1 protein-coding gene (running past one end of the window) is annotated in these 24,301 nt (G+C 71.5%); it reads right to left on the minus strand.

The genetic code is table 11. From position 1 onward, the window contains the following. A protein-coding gene (locus tag D7W82_RS13600; protein ID WP_158617653.1) for a non-ribosomal peptide synthetase crosses the window boundary here: on the minus strand, nucleotides 1–24,301 show its 3' portion. 7,205 nt of this gene lie beyond the right edge of the window; 24,301 of the gene's 31,506 nt are visible here — the last part of the coding sequence; its start codon lies beyond the right edge, outside the window — the gene reads right to left on this strand; the stop codon is at nucleotides 1–3.

A 24,301-nucleotide genomic window follows, 5' to 3' on the forward strand; every position in this document is an offset into this window, starting at 1 on the left:
CTACCCGATCTTCTTCTTCAGGTCGTCCACCGGCGCCGTGTGCGTGACGATGCGGGACTGGAGCTCCCGCGCCACGTTCGTGATCAGCGGCTTGCGCATCATCGTCATGTGCGTGCCCGGCATGTCCACGATCTCCACGCCGCCGGTGACGAGCTCCTCCCAGCCGGTGTGCTCACGCGTGTCCGGACGCTGGCTGGCGCGCAGCAGCACGAGCTTCCCGTCGAGCGGCTTCGCGTCGTACTGCGTGAAGGCGCGCGAGGTGGACTCGAACACCCGGTACAGGTTGCGCACGCGCTCCACGCCCACGTCGGCGATCTGCGTGTCTCCCTGGCTGCCCACTTCGTAGAAGTAGTTCACGCGCTCCGCTTGCGTCATCTGGCTGATGCGCTCGCGCAGCTCCAGGGGGTCGCGGCCGGTGGTGGCCGCCAGCATCATGGTGAGCTCGGAGGTGAGCATGTCCTCCAGCACCTGCTCCGGCGTCTTGTCCGGCACCATGTGCTGCACGGTGTACGCGTCGATGCTCGCCAGCAGCGCCACCTCTTCGCCCACGGCGCGCAGCTGCCGCGCCATCTCGAAGGCGATGATGCCGCCCAGCGACCAGCCCGCCAGGTGGTAGGGCCCGTGCGGCTGCACCTCGCGCACGGACGCCAGGTACAGCGCGGCCATCTCCGCCACGGTGCCCAGGGGCTCCTCGCCCTCGGTGCCCCGGGCCTGCAGGCCGTAGCACGGCTGATCCGCGTCCAGCTCGCGCGCCAGGTCCACGTAGCAGAGGACGCCGCCGCCCGCCGGGTGGATGGCGAACAGCGGAGGCTTCGTGCCCTCCGGCTTCAGCGCCACCAGCGGCGACCAGGCGCGTGACTCGGCCTCCAGCAGCGCGGCCAGCTGCTCCACCGTCGACGCCTGGAACAGCGACGCCAGGGGCAGGTTCCTGCCGGTGAGCTGCTGGATGCGGCCCATGAGCTGCACCGCCAGCATGGAGTGGCCGCCCAGGTCGAAGAAGTCGTCGCGGATGCCAATGGGCGACATCCCCAGCGTCTCCTCCCAGACACGGACCAGCTGCAGCTGCAGCGGCGTGCGCGCCACCACCAGCGTGGAGCCTTCCGCGCGCGTCGTGTCCGGAGCGGGCAGCGCGCGGCGGTCCACCTTGCCGTTGGACGTGAGCGGGAGCGACTCCATCACCATGAAGGCGGACGGCACCATGTACTCCGGCAGCGTGCGCCGCAGCTGTTCGCGCAGCTCCGGGACGCCCGCCACGGTCTGGCCCGGCGCGCCCACCAGGTACGCCACCAGGCGCTTATCGCCCGGCACGTCCTCGCGCACCAGCACCACGGCCTCGCGCACGCTCGGGTGCGAGAGCAGGCCCGCTTCGATTTCACCCAGCTCGATGCGGAAGCCGCGCACCTTGACCTGGAAGTCCGCACGGCCCAGGTACTCCAGCGTGCCGTCGGGACGCCACCGCGCCAGGTCGCCGGAGCGGTAGAGCCGCGCCCCGGGCCGCGTGCTGAACGGATCCGGGATGAAGCGCTGCGCGGTCAGCTCCGGCCGGCCCAGGTAGCCGCGGCTCAGGCCGTCGCCGCCCACGTACATCTCACCCGTGACGCCCGGAGGCACCGGCTGTCCGTGCGCATCCAGCACGTACACCTGGAGGTCCGGAATCGCGACACCCACTTCGCTGCCGCGCCCGCCCTCCGCGTCCGCCGCCTTGAGTGCGCGGTAGGTCACGTGAACGGTCGTCTCGGTGATGCCGTACATGTTCACGAGCACCGGCGCGTTGTCCGCGTGGCGCGCGTACCAGGGACGCAGGCTGCCGAACTCCAGCGCCTCGCCGCCGAACACGACCGTGCGCAGGGACAGGCCCTCGTGGTCGCCCGTGCGCTCCTCGTGTTGGATGAGCTGACGGAACGCGGACGGCGTCTGGTTGAGCACCGTGACGCCCTCGCGCTTGAGCAGCGCGTGGAAGTCCGCGGGCGTGCGGCTGACCTCGTAGGGCACCACCACCAGCTTGCCGCCGTACAGGAGCGCGCCCCACATCTCCCAGACGGAGAAGTCGAAGGCGTACGAGTGGAACAGCGTCCACACGTCCTTCGCGCCGAAGTCGAACCAGTGCTTCGTGCCGTCGAAGAGGCGCACCACCTGGGCGTGTTCAATCTGCGCGCCCTTGGGCTTGCCCGTGGAGCCGGACGTGTAGATGACGTACGCCAGGTGATGCGGAGCCACGCCGCTGTCCGGCGTGGTGGTGGGCGCGGAGGCCCAGGCGGCGGCATCCGAGTCCAGGCACAGGCGCTTCGCCGCGCCCGACGGCACCACGTCCAGCAGGTGCTGCTGCGTGAGCACCACCGGCACGCGCGCGTCCTCCACCATGAACTCCAGGCGCTCGCGCGGGTACGCCGGATCCATGGGCAGGTATGCGCCGCCGGCCTTGAGGATGGCCAGCAGGCCCACCATCAGCTCCAGCGAGCGCTCCACCGCGAGGCCAACCAGGACCTCCGGCCCCACGCCCAGCGTGCGCAGGTGGTGCGCCAGCTGGTTCGCCCGCGTGTCCAGCTCGCGGTACGTGAGGCGCTGTTCGGCGTAGGTGACCGCGATGGCGTCCGGGGTGCGCGCCGCCTGACGCTCGAACAGCGTGTGCAGGCACGCGTCCACCGGGAAGCGGAAGGACGTGTTCCAGTCCGTCACCACCTCCGCGCGGTCCTGCTCCGTGAGCAGCGGCAGCTGGTGCAGCCGCGCGTCCGGGTTCGCCCCGATGCCCGCCAGCAACACGCCCAGGTGGCGGGCGAGCCGCTCGGCGGTGCTCGCGTCGAACAGGTCGGTGTTGAACTCGAGCCCGCCCTCGATGCCGTTCGCCGTCTCCGTGAGGCCCAGCGACAGGTCGAACTTCGCGGTGCGGTGCTCCACCTCCACGCCTTCCAGGGTGAGGCCGGTCAGGTTGAACGCCCCCTCCGGCGCGTTCTGCAGCGTCATGGACACCTGGAACAGCGGCGTGCGGCTGGTGTCGCGCGTGGGCGCCAGCTCCTCCACCAGCTTCTCGAACGGCACCTCCTGGTGCGCGTACGCGCCCAGCGTCGTCTCCCGCACGCGGCCCAGCAGCTCGCGGAACGTGGGGTCGCCGTCCAGCTTCGTGCGCAGCACCAGCGTATTGACGAAGAAGCCGATGAGGCCCTCCGTCTCCGCGCGCTGGCGGCCCGCGATGGGCGTGCCCACGCTGATGTCATCCTGTCCGGAGTAGCGGGACAGCAGCGTCTGCCACGCGGCCAGCAGGACCATGAAGGGCGTGGTGCCCTCCTTGAGCGCCAGGGCCCTGATCGTCTCCGTCAGCTCGCGGCTGACCTTCACCGGGACGCTGGAGCCGTGCGACGTCTGCACCGCCGGACGCGGACGGTCCGTGGGCAGCTCCAGCGCGGAGGGCGCGCCGGACAGATGCTGCTTCCAGTAGCCGAGCTGCTTCTCCAGCACCTCGCCCTGGAGCCAGCCGCGCTGCCAGCCCGCGTAGTCCGCGTACTGCACCGGCAGCTCCGGCAGGGACGGCGTGCCGCCGTGGGAGAAGGCCTCGTAGGACGCGGCCATCTCGCGCACCAGCACGCCCATGGACCAACCGTCGGAGACGATGTGGTGCATGACGAGCAGGAGGATGTGCTCCTCCTCGTCCAGCTTGAGCAGCTTCACGCGCAACAGCGGACCGGTGGCCAGCTGGAACGGGTGCACCGCCTCCTCGTCCGCGAGCCGGCGGGCCTCGTCATGGCGCTCCGGATCCGGGATGTCGGAGAGGTCCACCACCGGGAGCGGCAGCGACACCGCCGGGTGGATGACCTGCGTGGCCTGGCCGTGGTCCAGGTGGAACGACGTGCGCAGCGATTCGTGCCGGCGCACCAGCTCCGTGAAGCTCTGCTCCAGCGCCGCCACGTCCAGCGAGCCCTTCAGGCGAAGGACCATGGGCACGTTGTAGGCCGGGCTGGACGCGTCCAGCTGGTGCAGGAACCACAGGCGCTGCTGGGCGAAGGACAGCGGCAGGCGGCCTTCGCGAGGCAGCGGCACGATGGCGGGCGCCTGGGTGCCCGCGCCGGCCTGGAGCGCCTGGTCGATGAGGACGGACAGCTTCTGCACCGTGGGCGCGTTGAAGACGTCCCGCAGCTGCAGGTCGATCCGGAAGATGCTCCGGACGCGCGACAGCACCTGCGTGGCCAGCAGCGAGTGTCCGCCCAGCTCGAAGAAGTCGTCCGTCGAGCCCACGCGATCCACGTTGAGCAGCTCGCTCCACGCCCCGGCGAGCAGCTGCTCCGTGGGGGTGCGCGGCGCGATGAACGCGTCGTCCTGCGCGCGCTCGTCGCTGGGGACGGGCAGCGCCTTGCGGTCCACCTTGCCGTTGGAGGTCACCGGCAGCGCCTCCATCACCACGAAGGCGGACGGCACCATGTACTCCGGCAGCATGCGCTCCAGGTGCTCGCGCAGGCCCTTGCGGTCCAGGGACTCCACGTCACCCGCGACGTAGGCGACCAGCCGCTTGTCACCGGCCACGTCCTCGCGGACGACGACGACGGACTCGCGGACACCGTAGGCGCCCATGAGGGCGGATTCGATCTCCCCCAGCTCGATGCGGTAGCCGCGCACCTTCACCTGGTGGTCGACGCGGCCCATGTACTCCAGCGTGCCGTCGGCGCGCCAACGGGCCAGGTCGCCGGAGCGGTACAGCCGCGCGCCAGCGTCGGTGCTGAACGCATCCGGGACGAACTTCTCCGCCGTGAGCTCCGGGCGGCCCAGGTAGCCGCGGCCCACCTGCACGCCGCCGATGTACAGCTCACCCGGTACACCCACCGGCACGGGCTGCAGCTGCGCATCCAGCACGTACATCCGCGTGTTGGGCAGCGGCTTGCCGATGCGCACCGCGCCGGAGGCGGAATCCTCCGGGGCCACGACGTGCACCGAGCAGCCCACCACCGTCTCCGTGGGGCCGTACTCGTTGATGAGCCGCGTGGCCGGCGCGTGCTTGCGCCAGAACGCCAGCTCCTCCGAGAAGAGCGCTTCGCCGCCGATGACGAAGGCGCCCGTGCGCCCCGCCGCCGCGTCCGCGCCCAGCAGGTCCGACAACAGCCGCAGGTGGCTGGGCGTCAGCTTCACCAGGCTGAAGCCCGTGCCCTCACGCAGCACGTCCGCCAGGCCCTCCACGCCCCGCGTCTCCGACACCATCACCACGCCCCGGCCCGCGACCAGCGGCGCCAGCATGCTGGTGACCGTGAGGTCGAACGCGAGTGACGAGTGCACCGGCGCGCCCGCGCCCGTGTCCAGCCCGTACGCGGACAAGCACCACGTCAGGTAGTTGGACACGCCGCGGTGCTCGATGGCCACGCCCTTGGGCTTGCCCGTGGAGCCGGACGTGTAGATGACGTACGCCAGGTTGCCGGCCGTCACCGCCGTCACGGGCGCGTCCTCGCGCTCGCGGGAGATGCTGCGCTTCCAGTCGCCATCCAGGCTGATCAGCTGCTGGGTGGAGACGGGCAGCTCGTCCGCCAGCGAGTCCTGCGTCAGCACCACTGGCACCTGCGTGTCCTCCAGCATGAAGGACAGGCGATCCAGCGGGTACTTCGGGTCGAGCGGAACGTAGGCGCCGCCGGCCTTGAGCACGCCCATCACGGCGATGACCATCTCCAGCGAGCGCTCCAGGCACAGGGCGACCTTCACCTCGGGCCCCACGCCCAGCCGGCGCAGGTGGTGTGCCAGCTGGTTCGCCTTCGCGTCCAGCTGCCGGTACGTGAGCTGCTCACCCTCGAAGGTCGCGGCGATCGCGTCCGGGGTGCGCGCCACCTGCTCCTCGAAGCGCTGATGGATGCAGGCGTCGCGCGGGAAGTCGGCCCGCGTGTCGTTCCACGTCGTCAGCAACTGCGTCCGCTCGCCCTCGGTGAGCAGCGGCAGTCGCTGAACGGGCACGTCCGGCTGCGACGCCACGCCCTCCAGCAGGACGCGGAGGTGCTCCAGCATCCGGGTGGCGGTGCCGGCGTCGAACAGGTCGGAGTTGTACTCCATGGCGCCGCGCAGCTCGCCGTCCACCTCCGACAGGGTCATGTTCAGGTCGAACTGCGCGGTGGCGTGCTCCAGCGGCACGGCGCGCAGCGTGAGGCCCTTGACCTCCAGCTCCGGCACCGGCGCGTTCTGGAACGACAGCAGCACCTGGAACAGCGGCGTGCGGCTGGTGTCGCGCGTGGGCGCCAGCTCCTCCACCAGCTTCTCGAAGGGGACTTCCTGGTGCGCGTACGCGCCCAGCGTCGTCTCCTTCACCTGGGCCAGCAGCGCGCGGAAGGACGGGTTGCCGTCCAGCTTCGTGCGCAGCACCAGCGTGTTGACGAAGAAGCCGATGAGGCCCTCCGTCTCCGTGCGGCCACGGCCCGCGATGGGCGTGCCCACGCTCACATCGTCCTGACCGGAGTAGCGCGCGAGCAGCACCTGCCACGCGGCCAGCAGCACCATGAAGGGCGTAGCGCCCTCCTTCAAGGCCAGGGCCTTCAGCGTGTCCGTCACCGGCTTGCCCACGCGCAGGTTCACGCTGGCGCCCCGGTACGTCTGCACCGCCGGACGCGGGCGGTCCGTGGGCAGCTCCAGCGCTGCGGGCGCGCCGGTCAGCTGCTGCTTCCAGTACGCCATCTGCTGGGCCAGCACGTCACCCTGCAGCCAGCCGCGCTGCCAGCCCGCGTAGTCCGCGTACTGCACCGGCAGCTCCGGCAGGGACGGCGCGCGGCCGGAGGCGAAGGCCTCGTAGAGGGCCGCCATCTCCCGCACCAGCACGCCCATGGACCAGCCGTCGGAGACGATGTGGTGCATCGTCGCGAGCAGCACGTGCCGCTGGGCCTCCAGCTTGAGCAGCTTCACGCGCAGCAGCGGGCCGTTCGCCAGGTGGAACGGACGCTGCGCCTCTTCGTTGGCCCGGCGCTGGGCCTCGGCCTCGCGGACGTCCTCGGGCTGACCGGACAGGTCCACCACAGGCAGCGACAGCGGCGCGGCTGGGTGGACGACCTGCGCGGGCTGGCCGTCACGCATGGGGAACGTGGTGCGCAGCGATTCGTGGCGGCGCACCAGCTCCGTGAAGGCGCGCTCCAGCGCGGACACGTCCAGCGTGCCCTCCAGCCGCACCGGCAGCGGGAGGTTGTAGAAGGCGCTGTCCGGCTCCAGCTGGTTGAGGAACCACAGACGCTGCTGGGCGAACGACAGCGGCATCCGCTCCGCGCGCGGCAGCGCCACGAGCGGCGGCGCCTTCACGCCCCTGCCCTGCGCCACGAGCGCGTCCACGCGCCGGGCCAGGTCCGTCACCGTGGGCGCCTCGAAGAGCGTGCGCAGCGGCAGCTCCACGTCGAAGGCCTCGCGGATGCGCGACGCCAGCCGCGTGGCCATGAGCGAGTGGCCGCCCATCTCGAAGAAGTGGTCCTCCACGCCCACGCGCTCCACGCCCAACAGCTGCGCGAAGAGGGCCGCGAGCAGCTCCTCCGTCGGCGTACGCGCGGCCACGAAGGTGCGCGTGCGCGCCACCTCGCCCGTCGGTGCGGGCAGTGCCTTGCGGTCGATCTTGCCCGCGGGCGTCAGAGGCAGGGCCTCCAGCACCACGAAGGCGGAGGGCACCATGTACTCCGGCACCTCTGTCTTCAGGTGGCGGCGCAGCTCCACCGCGTCCAGCGTGCCCGCGGCCCGGGGCACGACGTACGCCACCAGGCGCTTGTCGCCGGGCGCGTCCTCGCGCACCACCACCGCCGCCTCACGCACCTCCGCGTGGTGCAGCAGCACGGACTCGACTTCACCCAGCTCGATGCGGAAGCCGCGCACCTTCACCTGGGAGTCGATGCGGCCCAGGTACTCGAGCTCGGCCAACGACGTCCACCGCACGCGGTCACCGGTGCGGTACAGCCGCGCGCCGGGCTCCTGGCTGAACGGGTTCGGGATGAACCGCTCCGCCGTCAGGTCCGGCCGGCCCTGGTAGCCGCGCGCCAGGCCCACGCCCGCCACGTACAGCTCGCCCGGGACGCCCGGCGGCTGGGGCCGGAGCGCGTCATCCAGCACGTACACCTGCACGTTCGCCCACGGCTTGCCGATGGTGAGCCGCTCCGGGTTCGCGCCGTTCTCGGTCAGCGTCGCGCAGACCGTGGCCTCCGTGGGGCCGTAGGCGTTGATCATCAAGCGCCCTTCGCCCCACTTGCGCGCCAGCTCCACGCTCAGCGCTTCGCCGGCGGAGATGACGGTGCGCAGGCCCTCCAGCCCCTCCGTGCCCAGCTGCGCGAGCACCGACGGCGTCAGGGTGACGGCGGTGATGCGCTGCTGCTGGAGCAGCGTGCGCAGCGGCTCATCCGGCAGCAGCCGGTCGCGCGGCGCGAGCACCAGCGTGGCCCCGGCGACGAGCGTGCCGAACACCTCGCACACGCTGGCGTCGAAGCTGGACGCCGCGTACTGCAGCACGCGGCTGCCCGGCGCGTAGCGGTGCGCGCGGCCCGCCTGGATGGCCGTGTTCACCAGGCCCTGGTGCTGGAGCAGCGTGCCCTTGGGACGGCCCGTGGAGCCGGACGTGTAGATGACGTACGCCAGGTTGGCGGAGGTCATGTTCACGGACGGCGCCGTGGTGGGCAGCGCCTTGAGGACGTCCCGCACGTCATCCAGGTGCAGCCCCACACGGTCTTCCGCGTGCAGGCCCGGCATGGGCTCGCCGCGCGTCACGAGCACCGTGGCGCCGCTGTCCTCCAGCATGTAGTCGAGCCGGTCGATGGGGTACGCCGGGTCGAGCGGCACGAACGCGCCGCCGGCCTTGAGCACGCCCAGCATGCCGACCACCAGGTCCAGCGAGCGGTCCAGGCAGAGCGCCACGCGCACCTCCGGCGCGACTCCCAGGGTGCGCAGGTGGTGCGCCAGCTGGTTCGCCTTCGCGTCCAGCTGCGCGAACGTGAGCGACGCGTCCTCGAAGACGAGCGCCACGGCGTCCGGCGTGGCGCGGGCATGCGCCTGGATGAACGACTGGATGCACGCCTCGCGCGGGAAGTCCACGCGGGTGTCGTTCCACACCACCAGCTCCTGCCGCGCCTCGTCCTCCGTCATGAGCGGCAGCGCCATCACGCGCTGGTCCATGTCCGTGGCGATGCCTTCCAGCATCATCACGAAGTGCTGCATCAGCCGTTCGGCGGTGGCGCGGGAGTACAGGTCGGAGTTGTACGCGAGCCGGCCCAGGAAGCCCTCGGACGCGTCCGCCAGCGACAGCGACATGTCGAACTTCGCCGTGCGCGCTTCGGCCTCGAACGTCTTCAGCGTGAGGCCGGCCACGGACACCTGGCCGGACAGCTCCTCCGCCTGGAGCACGAACATGGCCTGGAAGAGCGGCGAGCGGCTGGTGTCGCGCACCGGGTGTAGCTCCTCCACCAGCTTCTCGAACGGGACCTCCTGGTGGACGTGCGCGGACAGCACCGTGTCACGCACCTGGGTCAGCACGTCGCGGAAGGACGGGTTGCCCTCCAGCTTCGCGCGCAGCACCAGCGTGTTGACGAAGAAGCCGATGATGCCCTCCGTCGACGAGTGCCCGCGGCCGGCGGCCGGCGAGCCCACGCTGATGTCGTCCTGACCCGCGTGGCGCGCCAGGAGCACCTGCCACGCCGCCAGCAGGAACATGAACGGCGTCACGCCCTTCTCGCGGCACAGCGACTTGATCCGCTGCGACAGCGTCTGCGGCACCTTCACCGCCACACCGCCGCCCGAGTACGTCATCACCGCCGGGCGAGGGAAGTCCGTGGGCAGCTCCAGCGCGGAGGGCGCGCCGGACAGCTGCTGCCGCCAGTACTCCACGTGCTTGCCCATCACGTCGCTGCGCAGCCAGTCGCGCTGCCAGCCCGCGTAGTCCGCGTACTGCACCGGCAGCTCCGGAAGTGGCGACGGCTTGTCCTCGCGGAAGGCCGCGTAGAGCGCGGCGATCTCGCGGACGAGCAGGCTCATGGACCAGCCGTCCGTGATGATGTGGTGAAGCGACAGGAGCAGCACGTGCTCCGTCTGGGACATGCGCAGGATGAGGGCGCGCATGAGCGGCCCCGTGGCCAGCTTGAAGCCGCGGTTGGTCTCCGCGTCGGCCAGGCGCTTCGCCTCGGCCTCGCGCTCCGCGTCCGGCAGGCTGCTCAGGTCCACGACGTCGAGCGACGCAGGCGTGGGCGCGTGGATGCGCTGCACGGGCTGATCGCCTTCCGCGTGGAACGTGGTGCGCAGCGATTCGTGGCGGCGCACCAGCTCCGTGAAGGTCCGCTCCAGCACGCCCAGGTCCAGCTCACCCTCCAGACGGACGGGCAGCACGATGTTGTAGAACGCGCTGTCCGGCTCCATCTGGTCCAGGAACCACAGCCGCTGCTGGGCAAGACCCAGCGGCAGCGAGCCCTCGCGCGGCAGCGGCACGATGGGCGGCGCCTGGAGTCCCTGCTCCGAACGCACGGACTGATCCACGCGCTGGGCCAGGTCCGCGATGGTGGGCGCCTCGAAGAGCGCGCGCAGCGGCAGCTCCACGCCGAACGCCTCGCGGATGCGCGAGGCGACCTGCGTGGCCAGGAGCGAGTGCCCGCCGAGGTCGAAGAAGTTGTCGCGCACCCCTACCCGCTTCACGTCCAGGATCTCCGTCCAGACCGTGGCGAGCAGCTCCTCCGTCGGCGTGCGCGGCGCGGCGAACTCCGCCTCGCTGCGCTCCGTGCGGGTGTCTGACGGCGCGGGCAGCGCCTTGCGGTCCACCTTGCCCGCGGGCGTCATCGGCAGCGCCTCCAGCACCACGAAGGCGGACGGCACCATGTACTCCGGCACCTCGCCCTTCAGGTGGCGCCGCAGCTCCGCCACGTCCAGCTCGGTGTCCTCCTGCGCGACGACGTAGGCCACCAGGCGCTTGTCGCCCGGCACGTCCTCGCGCACCACCACCGCCGCCTCACGGATGTCCGTGTGGTGCAGCAGCACGGATTCGACCTCGCCCAGCTCGATGCGGAAGCCGCGCACCTTCACCTGGAAGTCGATGCGGCCCAGGTACTCCAGCTCGCCCGTCGCCAGCCAGCGCACGCGGTCACCCGTGCGGTACACGCGCGCGCCCGGCTCCTGGCTGAACGGATGCGGCACGAACTTCTCCGCCGTCAGGTCCGGCCGGCCCTGGTAGCCACGCGCCAGCGCCACGCCGCCGATGTAGAGCTCACCGCCCACGCCCACCGGCACCGGACGCTGCGACGCGTCCAGCACGTAGACCTGCGCGTTCGCCCACGGCTTGCCGATGGTGATCCGCTCGGGGTTCACGCCGCCTTCGGTCAGCGTCGCGCAGACCGTGGCCTCCGTGGGGCCGTAGGCGTTGATCATGAGGCGCCCCGCGCCCCACTTGCGCGCCAGCTCCACGCTCAGCGCTTCACCGGCGGACACCACGCTGCGCAGGCCCTCCAGCCCTTCCGTGCTCAGCTGCGCGAGCACCGACGGGGTCAGCGTGGCGGTGGTGATGCCCTGCTCCTTCAGCAGCGTGCGCAGCGGTTCGTCCGGCATCAGCCGGTCGCGCGGCGCGAGCACCAGCGTGGCGCCCGCGGCCAGGGTGCTGAAGATCTCCCAGACGCTGGCATCGAAGCTGGACGCCGCGTACTGCAGCACGCGGCTGCCCGGCCCCACCCGCTTCGCCGCGGCGGCGCGCAGGGCCGTGTTCACCAGGCCCTCGTGCTGGAGCAGCGTGCCCTTGGGACGGCCCGTGGAGCCGGACGTGTAGATGACGTACGCCAGGTTGTGCGCGGACGTGCCCGAGCGCGGCGCCTCCTCCGGCATCCGCTCGATGGCGTCCACGTCCATGTCCAGCTGGATGGTCAGGCGGCCGTCGGTGGGCAGCGAGTCCATCAGCGACTCCTGCGTCACCAGCACCGGCGCGCCCGAGTCCGACAGCATGTAGTCGAGCCGCTCCACCGGGTACGACGGATCCAACGGGATGAACGCGCCGCCGGCCTTGAGGATGCCGAGCATGCCCACCACGAGATCCAGCGAGCGCTCCAGGCAGAGCGCCACGCGCACCTCACGTCCGACGTACCGGCGGCGCAGGTGGTGCGCCAGCTGGTTCGCCTTCACGTCCAGCTCCGCGTACGTGAGCGACTGGTCCTCGTACACGAGGGCCACCGCGTCCGGCGTTCCTTCCGCGTGCGCTTCGATGAGCGAGTGGATGGTCGCCTCGCGCGGCAGCTCCGCGCGGACGCTGTTCCAGCCCACCAGCACCTGGTGCCGCTCCTCGGCGGACAGCAGGGGCAGCTCGCCCACGGGCGCCTCGGGCTTCGTGGCGATGCCCGCCAGCAGCACGTGCAGGCGCGCCATCATCCGCTCCGCGGTCGCGCGGGCGAACAGGTCGGAGTTGTACTCCAGGCGGCCCACGAAGCCGTCCGCCGCGTCCAGCATGGACAGGGCCAGGTCGAACTTCGCGGTGCGCGCCTCCGCCTCGTAGGCGCTCAGGGTGAGGCCCGGCACGGACAGCTTCGCCGCCAGCTCCTGGTGCAGCACGAACCACACCTGGAAGAGCGGCGAGCGGCTGGTGTCGCGCACCGGCTGCAGCTCCTCCACCAGCTTCTCGAAGGGCACTTCCTGGTGCGCGTGCGCGCCCAGCACCGACTCCCGCACCCGCGCGAGCACCTGGCGGAACGAGGGGTCCCCTTCCAGCCGCGTGCGCAGCACGAGCGTGTTGATGAAGAAGCCGATGAGGCCTTCGGTCTCCATGCGGCCACGGCCGGCCACGGGCGAACCCACCGTGACGTCGTCCTGGCCCGCGTGGCGCGCCAGCAGCACCTGCCACGCGGTGAGCAGCAACATGTACGGCGTGACGCCTTCCTTCAGCGCCAGGGCGCGCAGGGCATCCGACAGCTCGCGCGGCAGCGTGAAGGGCAGCGTCTCACCGCGGTACGTCTGGACCGCCGGGCGCGGGAAGTCCGTGGGCAGCTCCAGCGCGGAGGGCGCGCCGGACAGCTGCTGCTTCCAGTAGCCGACCTGCTTCTTCAGCACGTCGCCCTGGAGCCAGCCACGCTGCCAGCCCGAGTAGTCCGCGTACTGCACCGGCAGCTCCGGCAGGGGCGACGGCCTGCCCTGACGGAAGGCCTCGTAGAGCGCGGCCACTTCGCGCACGAGCACGCCGCGCGACCAGCCGTCGGACACGATGTGGTGCACCGTGAGCAGCAGCATGTGGCGCACGTCCGAGATGCGCACCAGCGTGGCGCGCAGCAGCGGGCCCGTGGCCAGGTTGAACGGTTTGCCCGCGTCCTCGTCCGCCAGACGCTGCGCCTTCGCCTCGCGCTCGGCCTCCGGCAGGTGCGTGAGGTCCACGAGCGGCAGCGGCATGGCGGACGCCGGGTGCACGACCTGCACCGGGTTGCCACCCTCCGCGCGGAAGGTGGTGCGCAGCACTTCGTGACGGCGCACCAGCTCCGTGAAGGCCTGCTCCAGCGGGGCCACTTCCAGCGCGCCGTCCAGCATCACCGGCGCGGCGATGTTGTAGAACGCGCTGTCCGGCTCCAGCTGATCCAGGAACCACAGGCGCTGCTGCGCGAACGACAGCGGCAGCGTGTGCTCGCGAGACAGCGGCACGATGGCCGGCGCCTCCAGGCCGAAGCCCTGGCGGACCGCCTCGTCCACGCGGGCGGAGAGCGTCTCCACCGTGGTCGCCTCGAAGAGCGCGCGCAGGGGCAGCTCCACGCGGAACGCGCTCCGGATGCGGGAGATCATCTGCGTCGCCAGCAGCGAGTGGCCGCCGAGCGCGAAGAAGTCGTCCTTCACGCCCACGCGCTCCACGCCCAGCAGCTTCGACCACAGGCCCGCGATGAGCTCCTCGGTGGGAGTGCGCGGGGCCACGTGGGCGCGGCCGGCTTCGGACTCCTTCTCCGGCGCGGGCAGCGCGCGGCGGTCCACCTTGCCGTTGGGCGTGAGGGGCAGCGCGTCCAGCATGACGAAGGCGGACGGCACCATGTAGTCCGGCAGCCGCGACTTGAGGCCCTGGCGCAGCGCCCCGGCCTCCAGCGTGTGGCCGGGCACCGCGACGACGTAGGCCACCAGGCGCTTGTCGCCCGGCACGTCCTCGCGCGCCAGCACGACGACCTCCGCGACACCGGGCAGGCCGCTCATCGCGGCTTCAATCTCCGGCAGCTCGATGCGGAAGCCGCGCACCTTCACCTGGAAGTCGACGCGGCCCAGGAACTCCAGCGCGCCGTCCGGCAGGTAGCGGACGCGGTCGCCCGTGCGGTACACGCGCGCGCCCGGCTCCGGGTGGAACGGATCCGCCAGGAAGCGCTCCATCGTGAGGCCCGGCTGGCCCAGGTAGCCCCGGGCCACGCCCGCGCCGCCGATGAACAGCTCGCCGGGCACGCCCACGGGGACGGGCTGCAGCGCCGCGTCCAGCACGTACATCCGCGCGTTGGGCAGCGGGCGGCCCAGCGGCACGGAGGCCGTGGCGGCAAGCGCAGTGCCCCGCTCCACCTTCCACGTCAGCACGCCGACCGTGGTCTCGGTGGGGCCGTAGTGGTTGAAGACTTCGAGCCCGGGCACGAGCGCGTGCACGCGCGCCACGAGCGCCGGATCGGACGCTTCACCGCCCAGCACCAGCCGCTTGCGAGGCAGGACGCGCTCGGGCGACGGCGACGACAGCAGCGCCGTCAGGTGCGAGGGGACGATCTTCAAGCAGTCCACCGCGTGGCGCTCGAAGTAGTCGCCCAGCGCGGCCGGATCAGAGGCGCGGTCGCGGGAGATGAGGTGCAGCGTGCCGCCGCCGCTCAGCGTCGGGAAGACGGCGGTGTGGCCCAGGTCCGCGGCCAGCGTGGACACCGACGCGAAGCTCGCCGCCGGGGGCAGCTCCAGCCGGAGCGTCACGCCCTCCACGTAGTGGTTGAGCTGACGGTGCTCGATGGCCACGCCCTTGGGCCGGCCCGTGGAGCCGGACGTGAAGATGACGTAGGCCAGGGAGCTCGCGTCGCCCAGGCGCTTCGGGTCGTCCTCACGCTCGCGCGAGAGCAGCCCCGCGTCGGAGTCCAGGCACACGTGTCCCCTGGAGGCGTCCGCCACGTGCGCGGCGAGCGAGGCCTGCGTCACGACGAGTGAAGCCGACGCGTCCTCCAGCACCGTGCGCAGGCGCTCCGGCGGATGCGACGGATCCAGCGGCACGTACGCGCCGCCGGCCTTGAGGATGCCCATCATGCCGACGATGGCCTCCGGGGTGCGCTCGGTGAGCAGGCCCACGCGCGCATCCGGGCCCACGCCACGCGCGCGCAGCCAGTGCGCGAGCTGGTTGGCCCGGCGGTTCAGCTCCCCGTAGGTGAGCTGGCCGTCGTCGCAGACCACCGCCACCGCGTCCGGCGTGCGGGCCGCGTGGACGGCGAAGCGCTCGTGGACGCAGGTGTCGCCCACGGGCTGGGAGCCCGTGGCGTTCCACTCCACCAGCAGCTTCTGGCGCTCCGCGTCCGGCAGCAGCCGCGCGTGCTCGTGACGCGCGTGCGGGTTGGCGGCCATCGCTTCGAGGGCGCGGAAGTAGTAGCCCGCCAGCGCCTCCGTCTGGTCCGCGTCGCGCTGCGTGCCGTTGGTGCGCAGCACGAGCATCAGCGCGCCGGTGTCCGGGCGCTGGAGGAACAGCGTGCTCAGCGGCAGCTCCATCCACGCGGTGGACGGCGTCTCCTCCAAGAGGCGCACGCCTTCGAGCTGCGACAGTCCTCCGGCCACGTGGAAGTGGACGAAGTTGAAGATGGTTTCGAACAGCCGCTGGCCCCCCAACTGCTGCTGCAACCGGCCCATGGGGTAGCGGCGGTGCGGCCAGATGTCGCCGTCCGCCTTGGAGACCTGGCGCACCAGGTCCAGCCACGTGCCGTCCTCCAGCGTCACCGGGAACGGGATGCTGTTGAGGAACAGGCCGACCATGCGCTCACTGTCGGCCGTCTCCGGACGGCCGTTGGAGACCACGCCCGTCACCACCGAGCGCTGTCCCTCCATGAGCGCGCGCACGCGCAGGTGCGCCGCCAGCAGCACGGTCTTGAGCGGCACGTTGGCCGCCTGCGCCACGCGCTGCAGGCCGTCCTGGAGCGCGGCGGGCACGTCCACCTGCCGCATGCTCAGCACCGGCTCCTGGCCCGCCGGCAGCGGCGCGCGGGGAGCAGGACGGTCCACTTCCGACAGGCGCGACTTCCAGAACCGCTCGCCCTCGCCGGAGGTGAGCGACTGGTGCTCCAGCGCGACGAACTGGCGGTAGGTGACGGCCAGCGGCGCCGCCTCCGGGGCCGGCGTGCCGCGCAGCAGGTTCACGTAGCCGCGGAACAGCTCCGACAGCAGCGTCGCGAGGCTCCAGCCATCCAGGATGGCGTGGTGGAAGATGAGCGAGAACTGGAGCGTCTTCTCCGAGCGCCGGTAGATCGCGAAGCGCAGGAGCGGCGCGCGGCTCCAGTCGAACGGACGGCAGCGGTCCTCCTCCACGAGCTTGCGCAGCAGCGCGTCCTGCTCAGAGGCAGGCACGTGGCGCACGTCGTGGAGCTCCAGCGGCACCTGGGCCTCGCGGTGCACGAGCTGCAACGGCTGCTCGTAACCGGTGAGGTCGAACGACGTGCGCAGGATGGCGTGGCGGCGGGCCAGCTCGGCCAGCAGCTGGCGCATCTTCGCCTCATCCAGCGCCATCTCCAGGTGGTAGCTGGTGGCGTCGTGGTACATGCCGGACGCTTGGTCCAGCTCGCTCTGAAAGAGCATGCCGGCCTGGAGCACGGCCACCGGGTACGCATCCTCCACGTCCGCGGGCAGACGCGCGCGGTCGGCGTCGGACAGCAGGCTGAAGGGCTCCGAGCCCGGGACGGCCTGCGCCGCGGCCTTCGACGGGGCCGCGTGCACCAGGTTCCCCAGCGCGCGGATGGTGGGCTGACGCAGCAGCTCCACCATGGGCAGATCCAGCCCGCGCTCGCGCAGCTTCGCGATGAGCTGGATGCTGCGGATGGAGTCACCGCCCAGGTCGTAGAAGCTGTCGTCGATACCGACGCGCTCCACGCCCAGCACCTCCGCCCAGACCTCGCACAGCGCGGTCTCCTCCATGGTGCGAGGAGCGGCGTAGGCGGTGGACATCTGCGGACGCTCGCTGCCGGGCACGGGCAGCGCGCGGCGGTCCACCTTGCCGTTGGGCGTGAGCGGCAGCGCGTCCAGCGCCATCAGCGCCGTGGGCACCATGTACGCGGGCAGCTTGTCGTGGAGGAACGAACGCATCGTGTCCACGCCCAGCGGCTCCGCGCCCTCCTCCGTGACGACGTAGGCCACCAGGGCCTTCTCGCCCGCGACCTCCTGCACGGCGACGGTGACGTCGAGCACGGACGGGTGTCCGCGCAGCGCCGTCTCAATCTCGCCCGGCTCGATGCGGAAGCCGCGCACCTTCACCTGCTGGTCGATGCGGCCCAGGAACTCCAGCGAGCCGTCCGCGCGGAAGCGGACCTGATCGCCGGTGCGATACAGCCGCGCGCCGGGCACGGGGCTGAACGGATCCGGGATGAACTTCTCCGCCGTCAGCTCCGGCTGGTTCAGGTAGCCATGCGCCAGGCCGTCGCCGCCCGCGAACAGCTCGCCGGGGGCGCCCAGGGGCACGGGCTGCAGGGACGCGTTGAGGACGTGCACGCGCGTGCCGTTGATGGGACGGCCGATGGGCACGGAGATGCCCAGCGCGCCCGCGTCCTCCACCGGGTAGCACGCGGTGAACGTCGTGTTCTCCGTGGGGCCGTAGCCGTTGATGACGCGGCAGCCCGGCAACTGCTCCATCACGCGCAGCACGTGCGCGGGGGACAGCACGTCACCACCCGCCAGCAGCTGGCGCACGGGACGCAGGCCGTCCAGGTTGCCGTCCACCATCTGGTGGAACAGACCCGCGGTGAGCCACAGCGTGCTCACGCCCTCGCGGGTGATGACCTGGCCCAGTTCGTCCAGGGTGGGCGCGCGCGGCGGGAACACGGCGAGCTTCGCGCCGTTGAGCATCGCGCCCCACAGCTCGAAGGTGGACGCGTCGAACGCGAGCGGCGCCAGCTGGAGGAAGACCTCCTTCGACGACAGGTTCACCCACTCCGGGCCGCACACCAGACGCACCACGGCGCGGTGGGGCACGGACACGCCCTTGGGCCGGCCCGTGGAGCCGGAGGTGTAGAGGACGTAGAGCTCGTCCTCGCCGCTCGGCGCGGTGTCGAGGTTGGCGTCCGAACGCTTCGCGAGCGCGGCCGCGTCGTCATCCAGGCAGATCACCTGGAGCCACTGCGCGGGCAGCTCGTCCGCGATCGCGGAGACGCTGACGAGCGCGGACAGGCCCGCGTCCTCGATGAGCATCGAGAGGCGCTCGGTGGGGAAGCTGGGGTCGAGCGGCACGTACGCGCCGCCCGCCTTGGCGATGCCCAGCACCGCCACCACGAGGTCCAGCGAACGCTCCAGGGACACGCCCACGCGCTTGCCGGGCCTGACGCCCAGGGCGCGCAGGTGGTGCGCGAGCTGGTTGGCGCGCGCGTTGAGCTGGCCGGCGGTGAGCGTCTCGCCCTCGAAGCTCACGGCGACCGCGTCCGGGGCACGGGCGGCCTGCGCCTCGAAGACGCGCGACACGGGCTGGCCGTGCGGATACGTCCGCGGGCGGTCGTTCCACGCGGCGAGCGTGTTGCGCTCCTCCGGCGTGAGCAGCGGCAGCGTGCCGATGCGGAGCTCGGGGTCGTCCACGACGGCGCGCAGCAGCGACTCGAAGTGGGCGAACAGGCGCTCCACCGACGCGCGGTCGAGCACGTCCGTGTTGTGCTCCACCGTGACTGTGAGCCCGCCCTGCCACGGGAACACGACGACGAGCAGGTCCCACTTCGCGGTCCCGTTCGTCTCCGCGTCCAGGAGGCTCAGCTCCAGGCCGGGGAGCTGGAGCGGCGGCAGCGGCGCGTTCTCCAGCACGAACTTCACGTTGAAGAGCTGACCACCCGGCTCGCGCGGCGGCTTGAGCGCCTGCACCAGCGTGCCGAAGGGCAGGTCCTGGTGCTCGTAGGCGTCCAGGGTCCCCTTGCGCACGCGGTCCAGCAGTGAGCGGAAGGACAGGTCACCCGACACCTGCGTGCGCAGGACGAGCTGGTTGGTGAAGAAGCCGACCAGCGACTCCAGCTCCTCGCGGGCGCGGTTCGCGATGTCCGTGCCCACGACGATGTCGTCCTGGCCAGTGCGACGGTGCATGAGCGCGTCGAACGCGGCGAGCAGCACCATGAACAGCGTGGCGCCCTCCCCTCGCCCCAGCGCCTCGATGCGGGACGTGAGGTCCGGGGACAGGTGGAAGCGGCGGCTGTCACCGTGGAAGCGGTCACCCGCGGGGCGCGGCGCGTCCGTGCGCAGCGCGATGCGAGGCGCTCCGGCGAGCTGCTTCTTCCACCAGGAGATCTGCTGCTCCAGCACGTCACCGCTCAGCCACTGGCGGTGCCAGAGGGTGTAGTCCGCGTACTGCACGGGCAGCGCGGGCAGCGGCGAGGCCTCTCCGCGCGAGAACGCGGTGTAGAGCGCCTGGAGCTCGTTCATGAACACGCCCACGGCCCAGCCATCCACCACGATGTGGTGCATGGCGAGGCACAGCACGTGCTCGCGCGCGCTCAGCTTCAGGAGCTGGGCGCGCAACAGCGGCCCCTGCACCAGGTCGAAGGGCCGAGCGGCCTCCGCGTTCAGGTGCTTCCGGGCCTCGGCCTCCGCCTGGTCGGCGGGCAGCGAGGACAGGTCCACCACGGGCAGCACGAACGGCTTCGCCGGCAGGATGACCTGCACGGGAGAACCGGACGCATCCTGATGGAAGACGGTGCGCAGCGCCTCGTGGCGCCGGACGATCTCCTCCAGGCCGCGGCGGAGCACGTCGACGTCCAGGTCGCCGCTCAGGCGGGCCGCGCTGGGCACGTTGTAGATGGGCGTGCCCGGCGTGAGCTGCTCGAAGAGCCAGAGGCGCTCCTGGTCGAACGACAGCGGCAGCGAGCCCTCACGCGACGCGGGCTTGAGCGGCGGCGTCTTGAACTTCCGCTCGGCGCCGGTGGCCTCGTCCACGCGGGCGGCCAGGGCGGCCACCGTCGGGGACTCGAAGAGCGCGCGCAGGGGCAGCTCCACCTGGAACTCGCCGCGCAGGCGCGACACCAGCTGCGTGGCCATCAGCGAGTGGCCGCCCAGCTCGAAGAACGAATCCTCCGCGCCCACGCGCTCCACGGTGAGCACGCGCGCGAAGAGGGCCGCCACGCGCGTCTCCGTCTGCGTGCGAGGGGCCACGTAGGCGTCAGGACGCGTGAGCGCGCCCGTGGGGGCCGGCAGCGCCTTGCGGTCCACCTTGCCAGCGGGCGTCATCGGCAGCGCTTCCAGAACCACGAAGGCCGACGGCACCATGTACTCCGGCACGCCGTCCTTCAGGTGCTTGCGCAGCGAGGCCGCGTCCACCGTCCGCCCCGGCTGCGGCACGACGTAGCCGACCAGCCGCTTGTCGCCCGGGACGTCCTCGCGCACCACGGCCACCGCCTCGCGCACGTCCGCGTGGCGCAGCAGCACGGCCTCGATTTCACCCAGCTCGATGCGGAAGCCGCGCACCTTCACCTGGTGGTCGATGCGGCCCAGGTATTCGATCTCGCCCTCGGCCAGCCAGCGCACGCGGTCGCCGGTGCGGTACAGCCGCGCGCCGGGCTCGTTGCTGAACGGGTTGGGGACGAACTTCTCCGCCGTCATGTCCGGCCGGCCCTGGTAGCCGCGCGCGAGGCCTTCACCCGCGACGTACAGCTCACCGGCCACGCCCACGGGCACCGGGTGGTGCAGGGCATCCAGCACGTACACCTGCACGTTCGCCAGCGGCTTGCCGATGGTCAGGCGCTCCGCCCGGACACCGCCGTGCGTGAGGGTCGCGCAGACCGTGGTCTCGGTGGGGCCGTACGCGTTGATCAGCGTCCTCCCCTGCCCCCACTTGCGAGCCATCTCCACGCTCAGCGCCTCACCGGCGGAGACGATGGTGGACAGGCCCTCCAGCCCGTCCGTGCTCAGCTGCGCGAGCACCGACGGCGTCAGCGTCACGGTGGTGATGCGCTGCGACTTCAGCAGCGTGCGCAGCGGCTCGTCCGGCAGCAGCCGGTCGCGCGGCGCGAGCACCAGCGTGGCCCCGGACACGAGCGTGCTGAACACCTCCCACACGCTGGCGTCGAAGCTGGACGCCGCGTACTGCAACGCGCGGCGGCCCGTACCCAGGCCCTTCGCCGCGGCGGCCTGCCGGGCGGTGTTGTTGAGGCCGCGGTGCGGCAGCAGCGTGCCCTTGGGGCGGCCCGTGGAGCCGGACGTGTAGATGACGTACGCCAGGGTGTCGGCGTTGGCGCTGGAGGCCGGAGCGGTCTCCGGCAGCGTCCGGAGGTGCGCCGCCTCCACGTCCATGCGCACCACGCGCAGGCCGTCGGAGGGCAGTTGCTGGCTCAGCGAGTCCTGCGTCACCAGCACGGGCGCGCCGCTGTCCTCCAACATGAAGGACAGGCGCTCACGCGGGTACGACGGATCCAACGGCACGAAGGCGCCACCGGCCTTCTGGATGCCGAGCATCGCCACCGCGAGTTCCAGCGAACGCTCCACGCAGAGCGCCACGCGCACCTCGGGCCCGACGCCCAGCGTGCGCAGGTGGTGCGCCAGCTGGTTCGCCCGCGCGTCCAGCTGCGCGTACGTCAGCGAGGCATCCTCGAACACCAGCGCCTGCGAGTCCGGCGCGCGACGCACCTGGGCCTCGAAGAGCGCCGGGAACGTCACGTCACCAGCGACGTCGCCGCGCGTGTCGTTCCACGCCACCAGCACCTGGTGACGCTCCTGCGGGCCCATCAGCGCGAGCTGGGACAGCTTCGCCATGGGGCGCACCGCCACGGACTCCAGCAGCACCCGCAGGTGCTCCGTCATCCGCCGCGCCGTCTCCGCCGCGAACAGGTCGGTGTTGTACTCAAGCGTTCCTTCCAGCCCGCCCGCCGTCTCCGTCAGCGACAACGTGAGGTCGAACTTCGCCGACTTCGACTCCACCTCGTACGGCGACAGCTCCACGCCCGACAGCTTCAGGTGCGGCAGCACGTCCTGCTGCAACGCGAACATCACCTGGAACAGCGGCGCGTGGCTCAGGCTGCGCTGCGGCTGCAACTCCTCCACCAGCTTCTCGAACGGCACGTCCTGGTGCGCGTACGCGCCCAGCGTCGTCTCACGCACCTGCTTGAGGACCTGCTGGAAAGTCGGGTTGCCCGAGAGCTTCGTGCGCAGCACCAGCGTGTTGACGAAGAAGCCGATGAGCCCTTCCGTCTCCGCCTGCGTGCGGCCAGCGATGGGCGAGCCCACCGAGATGTCGTCCTGCCCGCTGTAGCGGGACAGCAGCACCTGGAACGCCGCCAGCAGCAGCTGGTACGGCGTGACGCCTTCCTGCTTCGCCAGCGCGTTCAGCGTGCGGCTCAGGTCCGCGCCCAGCTTCACCGGCACCGTGGCGCCCCGGTACGTCTGCACCGCGGGACGCGCGAAGTCCGTCGGCAGCTCCAGCACCGCAGGAGCCCCGGCCAGCTGCTGCTTCCAGTAGCCGACCTGCTTCTCCAGCACCCCGCCCAGCAGCCACTCCCGCTGCCACTGCGCGAAGTCCGCGTACTGCACCGCCAGCTCAGGCAGCGGCGACTTCTGGTTGAGGACCTGGGCCTCGTAGAGCGCGGCGACCTCGCGCACGAGCACGCCCATGGACCAACCATCGGAGACGATGTGGTGCATCGTCACCAGCAGCACGTGCTTCGCCTCGCCCAGCTTCAGCAGCTTCGCGCGGAAGAGCGGCCCCGTGCCCAGTTCGAACGGGCGCGCGGCTTCTTCCTCCGCCAACCGCCGCGCTTCCGTGTCCTGCGCACCGGAGACGTCCACCACCGGCAGCTCGAAGGCCTTCGCCGGGTGGATGACCTGCACCGCCTGACCGTTCTCCTCGCGGAAGGTCGTGCGCAGCGACTCATGCCGGCGGACGATCTCTTCCAGGGCCCGCCGCATGGCCTCCACATGCAGCGCGCCCTCCAGCTTCACACCGCCCGCCACGTTGTAGAAGGCGCTGCCCTGCTCCAGCTGGTCCAGGAACCACAGACGCTGCTGCGCGAACGACAGCGGCTCCGTGGCGCTCCGCGGCCGAGGCTTGATCGCCGGGGCCTTGGACGCATCACGGCCTGACACGGCCGTATCCACGAACGCCGCGAGCGAAGCCACCGTGCTCAGCTCGAAGAGCGAACGCAGCGGGACCTCGGCGCCGAAGGCCGTGCGCAGCCGGGAGACCAGCTGCATCGCCAGCAGCGAGTGTCCGCCCAGCTCGAAGAACGAGTCCTCCGCGCCCACGCGCTCCACGCGCAGCAGCTGCGCGAAGATCGTGGCCACCTGCTCTTCAGTCGCCGTGCGCGGGGCCACGTACTGGCCCTGCGCCGTCTGGGCCTCCGGCACCGGCAGCGCCTTGCGGTCCACCTTGCCGTTCGGATTGAGCGGCAGCGCGTTCAGCACCACGAACGCCGACGGCACCATGTACTCCGGCAGCCGCGCCTTCAGGCCCTTGCGCAGCTCCGCCACGTCCAGCGTCGCGCCCGCGACGTACGCCACCAGGCGCTTGTCGCCCGGCACGTCCTCGCGCACCACCACCACGGACTCGCGCACGCCAGGCTGCGTGGACAGCACCGACTGCACTTCACCCAGCTCGATGCGGAAACCACGCACCTTCACCTGGAAGTCGAAGCGGCCCAGGTACTCCAGCTCGCCGTTCGGCAACCAGCGGATGCGGTCGCCCGTGCGGTACATCCGCGCGCCGGGCTCGTCGCTGAACGGGTTGGGGACGTACCTCTCCGCCGTCAGAGCAGGCTTCGCCAGGTAGCCTCGCGAGAGGCCCGCACCCGCGATGTACAACTCGCCCGGCACACCCTGCGGCACCGGACGCAGCCATGCATCCAGCACGTACCCCCGCGAGCCCGTCAGGAGACGGCCCACCGTCGGCTCCCGCGTCGCGCCCTTCTCCACTCGCAAGTACGTCGAATACGTCGTGTCTTCCGTCGGGCCGTAGAAGTTGTAGACGGCGTCCACGTTCTTCAGCCCGTACACCGCCTGCACCAGCCGGTTCAGCAACGGCTCACCGGCGAGGTTCACGGTGCGCACCGTCTCCGGCACGCCCCCGCTGCGCAGCAACTCCGCCATCGCGGAGGGCACGGTGTTCACCAGCGTCACCCGGCTCGCGTCCTTCATCGTCGGGAGCGCCAGTGCGTTCTCCGCGACGATGACGGAACCACCGACGCTCAGCGGCGCGAAGACTTCGAACACCGAGATGTCGAAGTTCAGCGACGTCGACGCCAGCATG

The organism is Corallococcus sp. CA049B, from assembly GCF_003611685.1.
GTDB lineage: Bacteria > Myxococcota > Myxococcia > Myxococcales > Myxococcaceae > Corallococcus > Corallococcus coralloides.